Source organism: Streptomyces sp. NPDC001902 (assembly GCF_042891295.1).
In the GTDB taxonomy this organism is placed as follows: Bacteria; Actinomycetota; Actinomycetes; order Streptomycetales; family Streptomycetaceae; genus Actinacidiphila.
On record NZ_JBIATA010000016.1, the window covers coordinates 38,228 to 58,147 of the forward strand.

7 protein-coding genes and 1 pseudogene are annotated in these 19,920 nt (G+C 70.0%); 1 reads left to right on the plus strand and 7 read right to left on the minus strand.

The window, feature by feature from the left end:
• Positions 1-297: 297 nt before the first annotated feature.
• The 7 genes and pseudogenes from ACFYYN_RS24880 to ACFYYN_RS24910 form a co-directional block, all read right to left on the minus strand.
• A complete protein-coding gene (locus ACFYYN_RS24880; protein WP_500547555.1) occupies positions 298-6,477 on the minus strand; it encodes a DNRLRE domain-containing protein in 6,180 nt (2,059 codons plus the stop codon).
• A gap of 915 nt (positions 6,478-7,392) precedes the next feature.
• Positions 7,393-8,370: a transposase gene (locus ACFYYN_RS24885; protein ID WP_500547556.1), complete on the minus strand. Its 978-nt coding sequence runs from the start codon at positions 8,368-8,370 to the stop codon at positions 7,393-7,395.
• Positions 8,371-8,802: 432 nt separating this feature from the next.
• Positions 8,803-9,096 (minus strand): annotated as a pseudogene (locus tag ACFYYN_RS24890) (helicase); the annotation flags it as partial.
• Between the two features lie 261 nt (positions 9,097-9,357).
• Positions 9,358-12,861: a CHAT domain-containing protein gene (locus ACFYYN_RS24895; protein ID WP_500547557.1), complete on the minus strand. Its 3,504-nt coding sequence runs from the start codon at positions 12,859-12,861 to the stop codon at positions 9,358-9,360.
• A gap of 18 nt (positions 12,862-12,879) precedes the next feature.
• Positions 12,880-13,044: a hypothetical protein gene (locus ACFYYN_RS24900; protein ID WP_500547558.1), complete on the minus strand. Its 165-nt coding sequence runs from the start codon at positions 13,042-13,044 to the stop codon at positions 12,880-12,882.
• On the minus strand, positions 13,044-13,673 hold the full coding sequence (locus ACFYYN_RS24905; RefSeq protein ID WP_500547559.1) for a DUF6338 family protein: 630 nt from the start codon (positions 13,671-13,673) through the stop codon (positions 13,044-13,046). The genes ACFYYN_RS24900 and ACFYYN_RS24905 overlap by 1 nt, the downstream gene beginning before the upstream one ends.
• 931 nt (positions 13,674-14,604) lie before the next feature.
• Positions 14,605-15,582, minus strand: a complete 978-nt coding sequence (locus ACFYYN_RS24910) for a helix-turn-helix domain-containing protein (protein WP_500547560.1) — start codon at positions 15,580-15,582, stop codon at positions 14,605-14,607.
• 188 nt (positions 15,583-15,770) lie between these two features.
• Here ACFYYN_RS24910 and ACFYYN_RS24915 point away from each other — a divergent pair, with 188 nt between their 5' ends.
• On the plus strand, positions 15,771-19,838 hold the full coding sequence (locus tag ACFYYN_RS24915; protein ID WP_500547561.1) for a S8 family serine peptidase: 4,068 nt from the start codon (positions 15,771-15,773) through the stop codon (positions 19,836-19,838).
• The last annotated feature ends 82 nt before the right edge of the window (positions 19,839-19,920 follow it).

A 19,920-nucleotide genomic window follows, 5' to 3' on the forward strand; every position in this document is an offset into this window, starting at 1 on the left:
ACACCACCTACCACTCCCTGGATCCACAGGAGAGAACCAACGGCCCGCCGCCCGGGGGGCGACGGGCCGTCATAAGGCGACTCAGATCAACTCGGCTACTTCCTATCCTTGCGCTGCCGTCTGCTCGAACCTTTTCCGAGCCCACGGAATCCGTCGCGCAAATTGATCCAGTCGAGGATGGCGGCCATCATTCTTCCCGCTCCCTTGAGCAAACGCCACAGGACCGAGTAAGTTTCATCCACCTGGTTCCCCAGCCTTCCGCTAGTGACAGCGCTTCCGTTGTCCCCAGCAGATCTGTCACGTACAGCTACCGTGACCTCGATATCCGGTGTACTTCCTGCATATGTTGTCCTTGGAGGTGTAGGTCAAAGCCCTGTTGTACTCCTTCAGGTACGAATAGTTGTTCCAGTATTTCCGTCCATTGCGGTAGGCCGAGGTGACCCCCCAGAAGCTGGCAGCACATCCGAACCCATTCCTCCAGCTGCGGACGCACATCTTACCGACCCGGCGCGGACGCTTGAAGAAGCGGTAACCGTACCTGATTTTTTTCGCCGGATTGATCAGTGATGTACCGGCACGAAGGCCGTAGTAGTAGTGCCGGTAGTTGGGATTGCGGCTTGTCCGTCCCCACCAGCCGCGAGCACGCTTGTACCACCCGTACCGGCCGTCGAGGTCGTACCGATTGATGGGGTCGCCGCTGCAGTATTCGTAGGCGTTGGCGTTACCACCGGCCACGGGATCGATGGACAGGAAGCGGCCGGTAGTCGAGTCGTAGAGCCGGACGCCCATGAGGGTGGCACCGGTGACGGTTTCGCTAGAGCGTTGCTTGCTACCGAGCCATCCGTAGCGGATGGCGGCTGTGCCGTCTTCGGGGTTGCCGTATTCGTCGTAGGCCAGGGCGACCGGCGGCTGTGCGGTGTCCAGGGGGAGCTGGACGGTGGTGTCGCCGTGGATGTCGGTCAGCTGAAGGACGGTGTCTCCGGTTGCGCTGGTGGTGGCGTCGAGGTCTGCGCTGATGCCCTGGACGTTGCGGCTCAGGCTGCCTGCGGCTTCCTGGGTCCAGTCGGGGCTGTCGCCATCGCCGCCGTAGTGGTTGGTCTTGGATCCGGTCAGGGTCCAGGTGCCGCTGGTGTTGGTTTCGGTGGTCCATGCAGCGAGGCGGCCGGCCGCATCCAGGGTCCAGGTCTGCCGGCTGGTGCCGGAGGTCTGGTTTCGGACCAGGTCGTTGGTGTAGTAGCCGATGGTGGCGCCGGATGCCTGGGTGGTGGTGCGGCCGAACGCGTCGTAGACAGTGCCGGCGGTGGTGAGCCGGTCAGCGCTGTCGTATGTGTTGGACGTGGTCGTCGCGCCGGTGGAGGTGCAGGCCGCGTCGACGTCGCTGGTGGCGACGGCGAGGGCGGTGCGGTTGGTGTTGTTGTCGAAGGTGTAGTCCCGTCGGGTGCAGGACCCGTCGGGCGCGGTGTCGTCGGCGCGGGTCAAACGGCCGGCCTGGTCGTAGGTGTAGGTGCGGTCGCGGGTCTGGCCGTTCGATCCGGTCTGGCCAACGATTTGGTGCTGGACGGAGTGGTTGGCGGTGTCGGAGGCGACCACGAGCCCGTCGCTGTCGCGGGTGTAGACCCGGGAGGTCTCCTGGCCGGTCTCGTCCTGACCGAGGGTGAGGGTGTAGCCGCCGGGCAGGGCCTGGGTGGTCAGGTCGCCGTCCGCGTCGTAGGTCGCCGAGAAGGTTCCGGCGACCGAGTCGGTGCGGGAGGTTTCCAGGCCGCGGGGGTCCTTGGCGGTGTCGTAGGTGTAGGTGGTGGTCGACGGGGCGGAGTCGGTGGTCTGCACCACCCGCCCCAGCGCGTCATACGCGCTGGTGGTGGTGTTGCCGGCGCCGTCGCTGTAGGAGATCTCCCGTCCGAGCCGGTCGTAGCTGTGACTGATGGTCTGGCCGCCCGCGGTCACGGTGGCCACGTCGCCGCTGTCCGGGTCGTACGTGGTGGTGGTGTCCGGTACCGCGGTGCCTGCGCCACCGGTGATGCTGACGGTCTTGACCCGGCCGGCCCCGTCGTAGGTCGAGGTGGAGGTGCGGGTCGAGCCGTTGGCGGTCTCGGTCACCTTGGCGGCGTTGCCCCACCGGTCGAACTCGACGGTCTTGGTAGGCAGCTGACTGGGGTTGCTGCCGCCGCCGGTGACGGCGCCCGCCGGGCCGACTGAGCAGACCTGGTCGGCCCATTCGGGACGGCCGTTGCAGGCACCGGTGCCAGTGGCGGACCAGTAGGTGGTCACCGTGGTGCCAGCGTCGGTGCCGTTGGACTTGGGCAGGCTGGTCTTGATCACCCGGCCCTGTGCGTCATACGCGGTGGTCGTGGTGAGTGCGAGCCCGCTGGGGTCGGTGATCTGCTTGGTGGGCAGGCCCTTGACCCAGTCGTACTCGGTCTTGGCCGTGCGCACGTCGCCGTCGGAAGGGTAGCCGTCCACGAACGCGCTGGTCTTCACAGTGGTGACCTGGTTGGTAACGGTGGCGGTGCCGTCGGTGGGGCGGCCCTCGTCGTAGGTGTTCACCGTGTGCGAGCGAGCGGGCCAGACAGTACCGGCCGGCAGGTCAGTCCCGCCGGTACCGGCCTTCAGCGCCGTGGTCAGGGTGACCTGGTGCAGCGGGCCGTACTCGTCGGTCTCGCGCTGGCCGTCGGTGGAGTACACCGAGCGAGTGGACAGCTGCTCGGCGCGCTCGGCCGGACTCAGCCCGTCGATGCCCAGGCCGGTCAGTTCCTCGAGCAGGGCGCCGCCAGTTGCCAGGGCCAGTTCACGGTTGCCGGCGGTCAACTCGCGGACGGTGTTTCCGAACTGGTCGTACTCGGTGGTGGTGATGTGCCCGCCGGGGGTGGCGGTGTTGACCTGGCGGCCGGAGGCGTCGGTGTACGTGACGATTGCCCGCTTGTAGTCCGCCGCGGCCAGGTCCGAGCCGGTGTTCGAGACGGGGACGGAGTCGACGGGGAAGACGGCCGTGGCATCGGCCGGGACATCCGTCTGGCCCCAGGCGGCCACGTCGGAGGTGCCCATCTGGTTCGGGGCCTTGTCACCGGACAGCGGCACATCGTAGACCACGCTGGTGGTCGCGGTGGTGCCGTCGGTCTCGGACTTGCTGCCCGCCTTCAGGTTCGGCCGGGACGCGGACCACAGCTTGCCGCTGTCCTCACCGATGCCGCCCTTGTAGGCCAGGTTCCAGGGCAGTTCGCCGGGCGGGGTAAGCGTGGTGACGCGTCCCGCGCTGTCGTAGGTGTAGGCGGTCTTCAGCGCAGGGGTTATCCGCGGGTCCCACTCCTCGCGCAGCCGGCCGGAGTCGTCGTAGGCGTACTGCGTGACGACCGTGGCCGTCGCGGCGGCCGCTCCGGGGTCGGTGGCCCACTGCCTGATCTGCTTGACGCGGCCGGTGTAGTCGCCCAGCGCCGAGGCGGTGGCGGTGGTGGAGGTCGCGTAGACGAACTCCAGCATCCGGCAGCCCTTGGTCGAGGATGTGGTCTCGCACGTGGCGGCGGAGACGGCCGTGGTCGGGGCGATCAGGTACTTCGGACGGGCAAGGGTGACGCTGCCGGAGAGGACCTTCTCGGAGACCACCTTGGTGGTGGAGTTGTCGGTCGGCAGGTAGGTGCTGGAGACCACCCAGGTGGAGGTCGAGGGGTCGACCCGCGTGAACGTGGTCGTGGTTCCCTCGGTGTCCTTCAGGGTGAAGTCCTGGGCCTTAGTCAGGTCGTTGCTGGCCTTGCCGGTGTTGTCCTTGCTGGTCAGCGTCAGGTCCTCAGAGCCCGGCTCGGGCTTCCAACCGCCGGAGGTGGTGGCGGTGAAGCCGGTGTCGAATCCGTCGACGTCGGCGAGGGCCACCGAGGTGGTCGACGTCTTGTGGACGTTGGCCCAGCCGGAATCGGTCAGCTCCGCGGTGGTACCGGAGGTCCACTGGGGGCCGTAGATCGCTACCTGCCCCTCGGTGCTGGCACCGGCGTTCGGGCGCCGCGAGGAGGCGGTACGCGAGGCGGACAGGCCAAAGCCGGATGCGTCGCTGGCCGAGAGCGTGAAGTCACCGGTGAGGGTGTTCACCGAGCCCGGGCCGATGTCCTGGCTCGGGGCGGTGCCGGCGTTGCGGTCCACGGTGACCGTGACGGACTGGCTGTAGCCAGTGGTGGTGCCATCGGTGAAAGCCGCGCGGATGTCGATCGGCCCATCCTGCGTCAGTGACGACGTCACGTTCCACGTCAGACCGGCCGGGGCGCCACCTGTGACCTGCAGCGGCCAGGCATTAACAGAGCCACCCGTGGTCACGGTGACATCACCGACGGGCACGTCGTGCCAGGTGTCGGTCTCACCGCGCCGGTACTGGTAGGTCACGCCGGTGTAGCTGGTCTTGCCCTTGGAGGTCAGGCTGACCCGGCGGGCGCTGGAGTCGCCGTCGCCAGGCGTGAGCAGCGCGGCGCCGTCGGCCCCGACACCGAAGCTGTACTTCGTGACCGTGGTGGAGAGGTTGCCACCGGAGTCGATGGTCTGCGCGTACAGGGTGTGCCAGCCGTCAGCAGGGCTGATGGACACGGTCAGCGGGTCGCCGCCGGTGCCGTCAGTGGTGTCGTCCACGCGCTTGGGCAGGGACGGCTCGTCCAGGCCCCACTTGAAGCCCTGACCGTCGGTGGCAGTGGTGTCCAGAGTGCAGGTCACCGCCCCGGGGGCCTTGGCCGTCCAGGTGTCCTTGCCGTAGGTGTCGCACAGCACGGTGGGCGCCGCCGGCAGGGCGGTGTTCAGCACGAAGTTGGTGTAACCGGACCAGGTGCCGTAGTCGGTGCCGTCATATGCCCGCACCCGGTAGCGCAGGTGCGTTCCGGCGGGGAACGCGGAGGCGGACGGGATCGCCAGCGTGGAGGTCGAGCCCGAGGCCACCGTCGTGCCGTACCCGGTGTAGGTGTAGGTGGTGTCCGCGTTGGTCGGGTTCGGAGTGATCTCGAACTGGCCCTTAACGGTGGACCCGTCAGCGTCGGTGACCTTCGCCGACAGGGTCGGGGTCAGCGAGGTGACATACCGGCTGCCGTTGTAGGCATTGACCACGCTCGGCTGGATCGCGGCCGACGCGGTGGTGGCGTAGGAGTTGTAGGTGACCGTCAGGTGCGGCTCGGTGGCTCCGTCGACGCCGGAGTTGTAGTTCGCCGAGCGGAAACGCCGCCAGGTCAACGTGTCGGACTCGTCAGCGCCACGGACCTGGAGGCCGTAGTTGGCCGAGCCGTCGGCCCATGCCTGCACGATAGCGTCGATGTCGAAGTTCATCGTGCCGGCCGGGCAGGAAGAGCTCCAGCCCAGCGCAGCCTTGTTGGTCACCGCGCCCGTGGTCGTAGTCGACGGCTGAGCGCCCCACGTCACGGTCGAAGACGACCAGCTGCTCGTGATCCGGCGGACCTGGGTTCCGGCTCCCGTGGTGGAGCAGGTCGAGGCGTAGTACGAGTACAGGGCGAGGTTGGTGTCGGTGATGTGCTTGCCCTTGAACTTCGCCACATCAAACATCAGGTACGAGCGGGCGATGTGGCCGCCGGCGTCGTAGGTACCCGACTTCAGCTCCGTGGAGGAGACCTGCGAGTCGGTGTAGTCCGGGGTCTGGATCCAGGTGTCGGTGGTCTCGGCCAGCGTGGAGGTGGGGTCGACCGTCACCGGGTACGTCGCGGTGGCCAGGAAGTCCGCCGCGGGCGTCAAGACCAGGGTCTGCTGGCCGTCGCCGCCGGTTTCGATCTTCGTGGCGACGCGGGCCTGGTGCTCCGGCTCGCCGGAGACCTCGTTCTTGGTGGAGTCCCACATCATCGGGGCCGGCGCCTCGGCCACCAGCTTCCCGTCGGAGTCCTTCAGCAGCAGGTGCCCGGAGTCGGCCTGCGACAGCTTCAGCCCGTCCAGGTCCAGCGGGATCCGATAGGAGACCGGGCCATCCGGCTGCTGATCCAAGACCACATTCTGCGAGAAGCCCTGCGGCAGCGCGGTCACCGTCAGCGTCTGACCGGCGCCCAGATCGTAAGAGGCGGTGTCGTCCTTCACCTGCGGGGTGGGGAGCTTGTCCTGCCAACCCAGGCCGAAGGACTTGTCCCCCTTGGCCACCGACGCCAGGGCCGTGTCACCGCCGTCAGAGACCGCGATGTCCGCGGCCGCCGCCTGCGGGGTCAAGGACGCGCCGGTGTCGGACAGCGACGTGTCAATGTCCTGCCACCTACCGTCCTGCTTGACCCGGATAGGCCCGGCGTACGCCGCGGTCTGCAGCTCACCACTCGGCAGTGCCCACGTCGTCGAATCCGACGTCCGCGCCGAAAGCACCTCGATCTTCCGGTCCTGCAGCCGGGCCATCAGCACTGCTGACGCCTCGTCCTTGGCCTGTGCCGGGCCGTCGACCGTGGCCGCCGAGGTTGCGGTGGGTGCTTGCTGTGCCAGCGCCACCGCCTGCCCAGTGGACTCCACCACCAGGGCCGTCTCAACCGCCAGCACCAGGGAAACAGCCCCGGCTATGCGCCGCAGACGTCTGCTCGCCGCAAGCGAGACAGGTCTGAACGGGCCAGGCGGCCCGCCCTCAAACCAAGAAACCATCACATCTCCTTCAAGGGATCCCCATGGGATCAGGAAGGAAAGATCTATCTCGCCGCAGACACCAGTTCCCCACCGGGGCCCAGAAAACCTTCCGAAGCCCCTCTCGCAGCCACCTGACCAGCGGAGCTATGGCCAATTTCCCAAGGACGCAGTGCTGCGCACACACCCACAGAAGGTCAATGGATCGCAAAGTTGAACATGGTTCAGATTTTATCTTTGTTGCGTACGCGTCAAGTCTTCCCCATCCGATCGACCTCTTTGCAGGCAAACTTGTCGCTAGCCGCAAGCAAAGCCAAGGCAAACTTCATATGGGCATTTTGCGTACCGTTCCCACCTGAAATCCGATCAGTCGGAGCCCCAGGCAACCACCGTCCCTGCAAATAGCGCCCACTGACGCCCTGACAGCTGGGCCTCGGCATCACCAATCAGCCCGCGGACAGACACGGTCGCGGCGGCGCGGCAAGGCCTTGGGCCACCGCGTGGACAGAGCCCAATGTCAGCCCGACTTCGAACCGCTGCCTCGGCTCAAGCGCTGGGCGGCCAAGTCACGTCGGTCACCGACGCACCGGGCAAGGTGAACCGTTCCGGGTTCGGTAGAGATCTCAGCTTGACGTTTAACCTCGCTGAGCTTTGTGTGCCGCCGTCCGCGAACCGTGGCTGCAGGCGATCTACGACTGCGGGTACTGACCTGTCACCGAACCTGGCTGCACTGCTACCACCCGTTCCCGAGCATCGTCGCAGACACCCCGGACGCTTACGACCTGGTCGGCGATTGAGACCGGGGCGCGCTGGCCTGGCGGGTCGGCTGGTGGGTGATCAGCAGGTGGCCGGGCGGGCGAGTACCAGTTCGGTGCTCGGCTTGCGCGCGGTGGCCCGGCGGGCGGCGCGGTCGGAGACCAGGCCGGCGACGGCCCGGTGGGTCTCGGCGTAGTTCTCGCGGCGCCCGGTGAAGCGCTGCGGGGGCCGCCATTGCCGGTGTTCGGCGTTGGCGTGCTCGACGCAGATCCGGGCCGAGGACTGGCGTCGGCGGTGCTCACGCCAAGCGTGCTGCTCGCCCAGCGATGCGTCTTTCTTCGGCTTGCGCGGCGGGGCGCTGACCTGGTCGGGGAACTCGTTGGCCAAGCCCCGGTATCCCTCGTCCACCTCCGCCCGTACTTTCGGATGGAGGCGGAGCTGCTCTGCGACACCCTCAGTGCGCATCGCGGTCTGGTCGTGCATGCGGCCAGGTCGGTCGGCCCCGGACCACAGCGTTCGGCCCTGGCCGTCACTGATGGTGGTGGTCTTCATGGTGTTCTGTTTCTTCTTGCCGGAGACGAACGCGCGGCGTCCGGGACGGTGTGCGGCCGGGCGTCGCACCTGGGTCTCCATCCCGTCGATTCGCAAGGTGACCCCTTCGGCCTCGGCGTAGGCGAAGACGTCGGCCACGGTGCGCAGGCGCAGGCCGGGCCGGTCGGGGACGGCGAACCCGCGGGCGGCGAGCAATGGCCGGATCTCCGCAATCGCCTCGGTGACGGTTGAGCGGGCGACGCGATACAGCACGGCGAGGGCCGCGTGCGGCAGGCCGGTGCGCAGGTGGACCAGGGTCAGCACGACGCGGTCGGTGAACACCAGGTCGTGCTTGGGCCCGGCTCCGGCCTCGCGACGGCGGGCGCCACCACGTGGTTCATGCAGCGCGGCTTCCCTCCGGGCCTGCCACGGCGCGGCCAACTCCTCGATCAAATCGCCGAGATGCCGACGATCGAGCCCGCAGAAGGCAGAATGGGACAAGGCCGCACGGGCCCACTTCTTGGTCATACTCGAAGAACCCGTGCAGCCATCATCACGTCACGGCCCTGTCGCCCTCAATCGCCGACCAGGTCGTTACGCGTGCCAGACCGCGCGGCGCTCCCAGGTGTGATGTGCGGGGCATCAACCTGTCACCCGCAGCGTTCACGGCGAGATCACGCACACCCCGGCGCGCCGGTACTCACCGCCCCCTGGCGCAGACCGGGACACCACACGGCCGCGTCGACCCAACCGCCGGACGCACCTCTGGCACTATCCACCCACCCACAGGCCCCGGCAACGGCCCGGCCCCGGCACGCGCAGAACACCCGAACCGGGCTCTCCCCTCCGCCGTGCCACCCACCAAGGCCCGGGTCCGCCGGCACCCGCCCCGGGGCGCACCGGCCGTTTGTCGCTCAGCCTGGCACGCAGGTGGTCGAGGAAAGCGCCCCTGGGGTCCGTTCAGCCGCGCGAAACGCTGTACTCCGGCCGCCCGGGGTGCTGCAGCACGGCCTGCTGGGCCCGCCAGCAGTCGGGGAACTTCGGCGGAACCTCCAGGTAGACCGGCGAGGTGGACGGGTGGCTGCCGAGGAGCTCACGTATGCCGGCGCGGCCGACGACGATGCAGGCATGGCGGTGGCGGGAGAGAAGGACGCAGAGGCGGCCGGTATCGAGGTGGGACGCAATGGCGTCGGCGCGGCCGGACAGGGGGTGCAAGACAAGGTGACAGTCGAACTCGCGGCCCTGAAGGCGGAGCTCGACTCCCGCGGTGGCGTACGACTCCGTCAGGTGCAAAACACCGGTCTTGTACGTGGCGGCCGCAGCGCCGAGCACGACCTCGAAGGCCCGTGTGGCTGCGGTCCGCACCTCGTTCAGCGGCTCATCGGGCCCGAGATCAAAACTGAGCCCACGGATTGACACAAAGGGGAGCCACGAGCGGATGCCGGTGACACACAGCTACCGGCGTAGTTGGCCGAGTCGGCTGCGGGTCAACCTCCGATACGACGGAGTGCGTCATCAGGCGCCCGCGTGGACGTGTGCGGCCCACACCGACGGCAGGTTCGGATACTTCGTCCTGAGCTGCCTGACCGTGCGATGGACCGCCGCCGACGCGCACAACGCACCGGATCGATCCGCGATCAACTCGCTGTAGATCTGCTCACTGAAGGCTGGCGCCACGGCGTCGTCGACGCGCCAGAGTGTGCCGACCACCTGGGAAAACCCGGCTATCTGAAAAGCCGCCAACGGGTGGATCGCCTCGTCGGACAGGCGCACGGTGGTGCGGGCCGTATCGCAGGCCGACAGGAAAGCGAACTCCGCGTTCCGCAGGCGCAGCCCGGAAATGTCCAACACCCGAAACGGCGTGCGATCGTGGTCGTGCAGCGCGAGGTGGCTGTCCGACGGGTTGTCCGGGTCGCTGTACCCGTGGCAGGCGAAGTGCGCCCAGCTACTGGCCGGCAATGCGTCGAGAACGGCGTCACGAGTCGCGTCCGCGCCGACCAGGACCGTGGCGCCGGGTACGAGAGCGGCCAGGTGGTCGGCTTCGGCCTGTGTACCGGGCAGGTCCGGGGCGTCCGGGGTGTGCGGCATCGCGACCACCAGCAGCCGCGGCTCGTTCCGGTCGTCGCGGCGGCCCGCGCGGGCGTGCCCCAGGGCGCGGATCGTCGGCGTCGTCGAGGAGATGACGCGGTCGAGGAGCACAGGTCCGCCGTCGCGGTGGTGGCCCGCCGCGTGCAGCGGGAGCAGGCTGAGCGATCCGACCGGGGCCCACCAGATCCTTGGCCACGGACCATCCGCCGCCGGTTCCGCCGTCAGCCCCAGTTCGCCCAGCACAGGGCCCACGACGGTGTCCCACAGCCACTCGAGCGTGTCATGGATCGCCTGCTCGGCGATCAGCCGCCCTTCCGTGAACGCGGTGTGCAGAGCGCGTACGCGGTGACTCACGGTCTCTTCGCTCAGACCGTCCAGCGCGCGTGACCGGACCCCGTCCGCAGTGATGATCAGGGCGTCACACCGGTGCCGGCTGACGTTGATGTACACGATCGGGCCCTCGTGCGCCTGCGCGGTGAGGTCGGTGAGCAGCGGCGGCCGTAGGAACCGCTCCATCCCGGGCAGCGCACGGATCCGGTCGGTCACCGCGTCGAGCTCGTCGGCGAGGGCCACGCGGTCGCTCGTGGTGTCGGTTTCGAACTCTACGGTGAGCGTCTGGAAGCGCTCGGCCAGCTCGGGTGCCTGCTCGCGCAGACCGGAAAGATCGCTGCGGCTGTCGAGTGCCTGGGCAGCGAGCACGCAGCGCCCGGATTCAAGCAGGGTCACCGCGCTCTCCTCGTCGCCGACGGCCAGCGCGCACGCAGCCGCGTCGGCGGCAACCCCGGCGAACCGGCCGAGCCAGTACTGGGCGTCCTCGCGGCCCAGGCGGCGCCCGGCAAGCCGGGGCAGCAGCCGGACCGCGGCGGCGTACCCCTCGGCGGCCACGTCGAACTGCCCCGCCTCGGCTGACAGAGCGCCCCACCGGTCCGCCGCTTCCGCCCGACTCGCCGTCGGCGATCCGGCAGACGCCGCGGCCTCCCGATAGCAGCCGAGTGCCTCGGCCAGCGCGTCGCCGTCGCCGAGGTGCCGGAAGCCGAGCGCTAGGACGTCGGCGACGCGGGTCAGCGAACTCGCCCGCCAATAGGCGTCCTGCTCGGGCCTCCGCGCCGCACTCCGGGCCAGGCCGACCGCCTCGGCGAGGACCTGCGGATCCGGCGGGTCCCGTCGCGCGACGGCGGGTGCGACGGGGTTCGTGCACCAGTCGCCGAGCGCAGCGGCCAAGCTCGAGGTGTACCGGGGCCAGTGCGGGCTGTCCTCCGCAGTCGCGGCCACGGACGCCCGCCGCGCGGCGATGGCGTCCTGCAACGCGTTCCGGTCGCCGAACTTCTCGTACGCCATCTCCAGCACACCGCCGAGATTGGCCAGCCGCACTGCCCGGTCCGGGTCGCCGTCCGCCGTCACATCCGTGGCCGCGCGGTGCGCGTCGATCGCCTCGTCGAGCACGCTCGCCTCGCCCGTCCTGGCGAAACAGTCCGACAGCATGGCGCCAAGGTTGGAGAGCCGCTGGGCCTGCCCGGGGACGAGGCTCGCGCCGAGGCGGACGGACTCCCGCGCGCGGTCGACCGCCTCTGACAGAACCTGCAGTTCGCCGGTCACCCGGAACCGGGTGTGCAGCACGACGGCGAGGATCTCGAGTAAATCCGGGTGGCGGTCCTGCCCTGCGGTGACCTCGGCGGCACGGCGAGCAACGTCGATCGCGTCTACGACGTGAGCCAGCTCTCCGGTTGCATGGAACAACGCGTGCAGGTTGACGGCGAGGTTGCCCATGAACTGGACCCGCCGCGGATTCCCCGCGGATGTGCACGCGACCGCCTCCCGCTCGATCATGACGGCCTCCGCGAGCGCGACGCGGTCCCCGAACGCTTCACCGCGGGTGGCCAGCGCCGCAGCGAAGTGGTCCAGCCGCACGCCGCGGCGTGGGTGCCCGGCGGGGGTCGCCGCCGCCACCGAGCGTCCCAGCTCGATCGCCCGCTCGAGCAGGGCCGAGTCCCGGGTCAGCTCGAACTCGGCGGCGTAGCGGCCGCACGCTTCGGCTTCGGTGTCGGCGCGTTCCCAGTCGGGGGTCCCTTTCGGGCGCTCACCGGTGAGCGCGGCCCAGTCACGTTCCGTGGTCGTCAGCTCGACGAGGTTCTGCGAGTGCCGCGGATCGGTGACCGGGGTGTGGGCCACCAGCGTCTGCCGGACCCGAAGCAGTTCGGACAGATCATCCCGCGCTCCGCGAGCCTGGTAGCGGTCGTCGAGAAGGTACGCAAGGTTCTTCAACCGGTCGAGCACGTCGGACGACCCGGCCGGCGTGAGCTCCACCGCTCGCCGCGCGGCGTCGACAGCCTCCTCCACGACACCGGTCTCCCCGGTCTCATGGGACCAGTCGCGCAGGACCACGGCGAGGAAGTGCAGACTCCTCGCGGCAAGCACGTCATCGGGGGAGCACTCGACGGCGGCCCGCGCGTGCTCCACGGCTTCCGCCAGGGAGGCGAGGTCCTTCGTCACAGTGAACGCCGTCCGCAGCGCCACAATGAGGTTACCCAGGTAGAACGCCTTCTCCGTGGACGGTTCCTCGTCAACGGCCGTCCGGCTCCACTCCAGCGCGTCGGCCAGGGTTCCGCGGTCCTGGTTCTGCCGGAACGCGGTATGCAGCAGCATGCCGATGTTGTTGGCGTAGCTGGCCGAGTCCTCCGGGCTTTCGTATGCCAGGAAGTAAGCCTCCGTGACCATGCGGACGGCTTCCTGCAGGAACTCGAAGTCGCCGGTCTGATGGTAGCGGGTCTGCAGCAGGCCCCCGAGATTGGACAGGACCAAGCGGCGCTCGGCCACGTCCTCCGCGGCCAGCACGGCACGGCCGAGGTCGATCGCCTTCTCGACCGACGCGGGGTCCGCGCTGTGCCGGGCCACGTGGAACGCCTCCCAGAACCGCTCGGCCAGGCCGTTCACGGGCCCGCTTCCCACCCGTCAGTCCTCGTTGCCGTTCGAGGTGCCAGCCGGGCCGCCAGGCGCCTCGTCCGGCTCGGCGACCGTGCGTTTCGGGGTGTAGCCGCGATCCGCGGCCTCCTGCAGCAGTGCCACCTCTTCAAGCGAGAGCTCGGGTTCCGGCGGGGGCACGGGTTCGTGCGCCATTATTGCTCCTCCTCCGGCACGGTCACCGGCTCTCCGGGTTCGACGAACTCCAGCACGTCGAAGTCTTCCGCCCGCAGCCGCAGGCCCGCCGTCCCACGCACGCGCGCACCAAACGCCCCGTCGGCACCCATCACGCGCGCCGATTCGAGGTACAGCTCGGCCGGGTGGGGGTACGAGGAGGCGTACGACCGGTTCCCGTACCAGCCGCCCGCCCAGTTGCCGTCCTTGAGCCGCACGCGCACGAAGCATGGTTCGCGGTCGCGGAATGCGTGGTCCCAGGCGCTGGGCGTGCGCAGGAACCGAGCCTTGCGCCGCTGCCGATCCACCAGGGAAACGGTGACCGCCGCCATGGCCGGCACGACGAGGAACAGCACCACGGCGACGAAGCCGACCACTCGCGGCCGGTCCACAAAGCCGTCCCAGCCGCCGCCGGCGCCTCGAGCCAGGCTAACCAGCGCCGGCCCCGCCACCACCGCGTACAGGGCGTCCAGCGCGATCGACGCGACGATCGCCCGCAACACCCGCTCACCCAGATCACGCTCACCGGGCACCGGACCACGGCGGCGTTCCCGGACGAACTGATAGGTGACCCCGGGCAGCACCAGAAGGACGAGCAGAGCGAGTTGCACGACGGTCGCAGGCGCCTGCACTCACCACCCCCATGTCTCACGGACTCCGCTCGATCAGGCTACTGGCTTGCGTCTCCGCGGTCGGCGGAACACCCCTTTCCGCGGCTACTGCGAGGCAGCGGGCCGGCCTCGGCGACGGCGGTCCGCATGAGCCTGTTGCTCTGCGGCACGGGGCTCTGTCCTACGGCCGCGCGGACGTAGCCGACGACGGCTGGGGCCGATGGGGTTCGCCGTAGGGAGGACGCGGCCGTCATCGGGTGTCCACCTGCTCATGGTCGGGACGGCCCAGAGGGCGCCATGAGTAGAACGGCAGGCTGCGGTCGCAGGGCCCTTGCTCGACCCAGCAGATCAGTGGGGCGCGTTTGCCGACGGCTTCGACGCCGTCATCGGGGACGGCCGACACCGGAAAAGTCGGGTACGTGGCAGCGCCGGGGATCACCGCCTGCCGTCACGTCGGAGGGCTACCTGAAGGCGTGGAACGCGACGATCCCCTGCCACCACACCCGCCGATGCCCCTGCGGCCATTCCGCGCCGCTTTCCCGTACACACTGGCCCGCATACCCGCCGTCGCGAACCGTGGCTGCGGGCGATCTACGACCGCGGGTACCGACCTGCCCGGACGCCTACGCGTGCCAGACCGGGCGGGGCTCGCGGGCGTGATGTGCGAGGGCATCATCCCGTCACGCGCAGCGTTCACGGCGAGATCACGCACACCCCGGCGCCGGTACCCGCCGACCCTGGCGCAGACCGGGACACCACACGGCCACGTCGCCCCAACCATCGGACGCACCTCTGGCACTATCCATCCACCCACAGCCCCCGGCAAACGACGCGGCCCCAGCATGGGCACAACACCCGAACCGGCTTCTCCTTTCCGCCGTGCCACCGGGCCGCGACCCTCGGCAAGGGAATTACGCCCGCGGTCGAAGGCTCAGAGCCACCCCCGCCGGGCCGCCGCCAGCCCCGTCTGGAAACGGGTGGACGCCCCGAGTTCCGTCATCAGGCGGTGGATGCGCCGCTGCGTGGTCCGGGCGCTCCAGCCCTGCGTGCGGGCGATCGCCGCGTCCGTGAGCCCTGAGGCCAGCAGGCTGACCAGGGCCAGTGTCTCGGCGTCCGGCTGCCCCGGGTCCCCGGCAATCGGACCCGCCGCCTCCCCCAGCGGGATCGCCCGCTCCCACTGCGCCTCGAACAGCGACTGCAGAGCCACCAGCATCGGCGACGGATGGATCAGGTACGCCGCGGACTGGCCGCCCGGCGCCAGGCTGAACGGGATGATCGCCGCCCGGCTGTCGCTGATCACCAGCTTCAACGGCAACTCCGGCCGCATCCGGGCCTGTTCCCCCGCCCGCATGCTCGGCATGATGTCGTCCTGGAGCCTGCCGGGCCATGCCACCGCCTCACGGTCGTAGATCACCCGGTGGGTCACCCCGGTCCGCTGCCGCTCCAGCTGGCCATCAAGGTTGCTGCCGGGCCGGTCAACGTACGGAGGGCGGTCGAAGGCGCACACCTCGCGGCGCGCCCCGGTCGTCAGCCGGTGCACCGCCTCGCTGATGTCCTCGCGGTCCGTGAGCAGTTCCGCGGCCATGTCCGGGTGGCTGATCCTGGCAGCCTCCCGGTGCGTCTCGACCAGCCGCTGCACCTGCGCCCGCGCCTCGCCGAGCTGCTGCTCCCGTTCGTGGATCAGCGCGCCGACCGCGACATCGGGAGCCGTGGCCGAGAATCTCGGCGGCCGCCCCGCGCTGCGCACCGCCAGGCCGTCCCTGACCAGGCCGGACAGCAGCTTCCCCGCCGCGGGCGCGGCCAGGCCGCACGCGTCGGCGACCTCCGCCGCCGTGCACCGCGGCATTCCCACCAGCGCCGTGTATACGCGCTCCGCGTCCGCCGTGAACCCCAGAACGTTAAAATCCATGCCCTCTCCCACACCTCCGTGGCACCAACCGGCCACCTGGCGGAGGTAGGCCACCTTTCCCACCTTGCGTCTCATCCGCCGCACTTGACATCTTCCAGCAACGAGCGCGCTGCCCTGCGTTGAGGTGGGCGTCAGCGCGCCACGGTGTGTCCCCCCCGCACACCCTCGCCCCGCTGAAAAGGTGTCCCATGTCGCGTGCCCATCCGCACGGAAGACGGCGGCTCGGTGCCGTATCCGTCACGTCCGTCGTGTTCCTGGCCCTCACCGCCGCGCTCCCGGCCTCCGCCGCTCCCGCTCCTGCCAGCCGTACGCCTCTCGGCGACGCGTCGCCGCAGAAGGCGCTGCCCGCCCAGCGCGCCGGCGTCGTCCCGGGCCAGGTGCTGGTGACCCTCTCCCCGCAGACCTCCGTGACCGGCCGCAAGCTGCCGGGCAACAGGGCACAGGCCCACGCCCCCGGGACCAGCAGCGCCGCCGTGAATGAGAAGCTGAACGCGGTCGGCGCCACCTCGCTCCAGCCGCTCCTCCCTTCCCTGTCGGCCGTGGCCACCGAGTCGATGACCACATCGGCTCGCACGCGCCTGGGCGATGACGCCGCCGACCTGTCGCGCACCTACGTCGTACGGACCGGGAACCGCGACTCCGCCGCCGTCGCCCGCGCCCTCCAGGGCACGCCGGGGATCACCCACGCCGAGCCGAACCGCTTCGTGAACACGATGAACACCGGCGGGCAGCCACTGCCCGCCACCGTGAAGGCGTCCGCGAAGCACGCACCACCGGCAGCGCCGAGTGCCTCCCCTATCCCCACCAACTTCGCCCTCGCCGACTCCGCCCAGGCCTTCCTCAACGCCGGCGGCGTGAACGCGGTGGGCGCCTTCGGCATCCTCCAGGGCCGCTACGGGCAGCAGCCCGGCGCCGGCCGCACCATCACCAACGTCTCCATCGGCGACCTGACCGACCAGTCGATGGCCGACGCCGGTGACCCCTACGTGCAGGGCCACGGTCCGACCACCGTGCTCAAGGACGGTCAGCGCTACCTCGACCTCCCCTCGATGCCGCTGATCCCCGCCTACGTCGCGGCTCCCGACGGAAGCCTGAGCGGTACGGCGGCCACCAAGGACCAGGACCCCGGCCTCGGCGAGGTCCTCCTCGACTTCAGCGTCATGGCGCCCCTGGCCCACGACCGGCAGCGCCCCGACCGGACCGGAAGCGACTACACCGATCTGCTCGGTGTCGCCCCCGGCGCCGACTACCGCCTCGTCGTCCCGCAGCAGCCGACGATGGACCAGATCGCGACCGCGCTCCTGGCCGCCGCCCACCAGTCCCCCAAGCCGGACGTCATCACCGCCAGCCTCGGCTTCGGCACCGACGCCCAGGGCTTCCCGGGACGCTACCTCGAGGACGACCCGTACATCCGGTCCGTCGTCGCCTCGATCGTCCAGAAGGACCACGTCGTGGTGGTGATCTCCTCCAACGACGGAACCCGCCTCTACACCCCGGCCGCCGTCGGCCCCGACGGCGGCAGCACGCCCACCGACACCGCGAAGAACGACAGGGAAGCCACCGACATCAACGACGTGGCCTACTCCACCACCCCCTCGCGGGTCCCCGACAGCGGCGCGATAGCCGCCGGCGGCACCACCCTGGACGACACCCTCGCCTCCCGGACCGGACCCGCCACCACCGCCGAGACCCGCATCAGCGGCTTCGGCACCTTCTCCTCCGGCTTCGGCGCCCGTATCGACCTCTCGGCGCCCAGCGACAACATCGTCGCCTTCACCCACACCGAGCGAGGCGACGCGCAGTCCGTCACCCCCGTCCTCAACGGCGGTACGTCCGCGTCCGCACCCGAGATCGCGGCGGCCGCCGCCGTCGTGCTCCAGGCCGCCGGGCTGGCCGGACACCACCTGACGCCCGCGCAGGTACGGGACGTGCTGAAGCGGACCGGCCGTGAGGTCGCCACCCCGGCGCAGATCGACCGCGAGCTCAACGTCGGCAAGCAGATCGACGTCACCGCCGCCGTCGAGGATGTCCTCGGGCACCGCGGTGGCCAGGTCGCGGCCGTACGGCTGTCGGTCGCCCACCGGGTCACCAACGCCGGCCTGGGCGGGCAGTTCCTGGAGACGACCAACCCCAACCGCATCGACCTCGGCGACATGGCCTCCGGCGGCAACGGCATGGGCCTGGTGGGCCCGGTCACCTTCGCCGGTGACGTCACCGGCCTCCCCAAGGGCGCCAGCCCCACGTACACGCTCACCGTGGGCGCGCGGACCTGGCGGTCCGCCACCCCGGCGATCCGGGTGACGCCGACGGAACTGCTGGACGCCGCCGGACTCCCCGTGGTCTCCGACTCCGACCGCACGATCACCGCCACCTACCGCGTACAGATCGGCGGCCGGACCCAGGCCACCGTGCGCCGCACCCTCACCGTCGGTCCCAGCGACGGCCGCTACGTGGAAAGCACCGCGCCCAAGACGTCCGCGGTGGTGAAGGCCGGCCACTCGGTCACCGTCACATACGACCTGACCGGCGTCGCCAAGCTCAACGACCCGCAGCTCGTCGTGTCCACCGTCGGCCACTGGAACCCCGCCCTCGCGCCCCTGTTCAGCGCCGCCTGGCACCAGTCCCTGACCGCCACTTCCGGGACGGTCACCATCCCCGCCGACGCGTTCGGCGCCGGGGGTGGCCTCTACGGCATCGGCATCGCCCAGTCCGGATTCGGGGGCAACCCCAGCCTGACCACCTACGGGGAGTTCGCGCCGGTCCGCGTCGATGGCGGAACCGCCGAGCAGCGCCCGCAGGCACCGCTGGTCACCGGGCAGGACGGCATCCCCGCGCACAGCACCCAGGTCACCCGCGCCAAGGCCGGCTTCGCCGTACGGTACGACGTGCGCGACGTGCCGGGGGCGAAGTACGCGCAGGTGGAGTTCGCGGCGCCCGCCCCGACGCTCCACAACTCGTTGAACACCTTCACCAACGCCAACGGCACGGCCCTCGACGACAACGGCGTCGACGCGCCCTCCACAGCCCACCGTGTCCTGCCCGCCACCAAGGGCAGCATCGACCTCGACGCCCTGCGGCTGGGCCTGTCCTCCTCCACTGTCTACGGCGTGCGCGTCACGGCCCTCGACAGCAAGCACCGGGTCATCGGCCAGGCGTCTCCCGTCTCGACCCTCGAGGTCGACGACGGCGTCGCCCCGGCCGGAAGCACGGTGCTGTCCTTCGCCGCCGCGGGCGACGACTCGGTCGCCGCACTGCGGACCGTCTCCGGTGCCACCGAGATCCGCCACTACTCCACCAGGACCGGCGTCTACGGCCCGGTCATCGCCTCGGACAGCGGCGACGGATCGGAGTACGAGGTCCTCGGCATGGCCCCCGCCACGCACCGCGCCCTTGCGGTGCACCAGGCGGAGCCCGGCGGCGATGTGCAGGTGGAGACCTGGAACACCGCCACCGGCACCCTCGTCGGACGCACCACGCTCGCGGCGGCCGACTACCGCTTCGTCGTCGGACGCGTCGACGCCGTCCGTTCCCGCGGCGCGCTGCTGCTGCGGGCGGTCGCCGACAACACCGACCTGGTGCTGCCCGTCGACCTCGCGAACGGCACCACGCAGGATCCCATCCCCGCCGACCTGCAGGGCGTCGCCAAGGGTTCGTACAGCCTCCTGGACATCGACACCTCCACCGGGGACGTCTACCTGGCGAAGGGCGCTCCTATCGCCCTCTGCCTGGGCGGCGTCCAGATCCCGCGCGTGGACACACAGACCCGCAGCGTCAGCCTCGTGGGGACCATGTCCGGTTGCAGCAACGGCTTCGGCTCCGACGGCGCGGGCACGCTCTACAACCTGTCGGCCACCGCGATCAGCACCAAGATCGTCCCGACCAGCGTCCTCGGCTCGCTCGACGTGGCGACCGGCGAGACGGACGACCCGGTGGCGGTACGGCGCGGCCCCGCCACGGGGATGGCGGTGGACGGCGCCAACGGGCTCGCGGTGGCGGCGTTCACAGCGCCGGAGGGCACGAGCTACGCCGGCTCCGGCACCGCCGTCGTCACGGACAACAACGCCACCGGTCAGCTGCTCGTCATCGACGTCACGACGGGCGAGGTGGTGAAAACGCTGACCGGATTCCAGATCACCGGCCACGGCGGTCCCCTGGTCCACGGGGGCGTGATGAACTCCGTCCAGCTGGACCCGGCGACCCGCACGGGCTGGACGTACGGGGCGTACGACGGTCAGATCCGCCAGTTCTCCTACTGAGCTCGGGGCGATCTGTGCCACGGGGGGCGAGAAGCGGTCACCGCTTCTCGCCCCCCTACCGGCCAGGCGAACCTATCCGGTC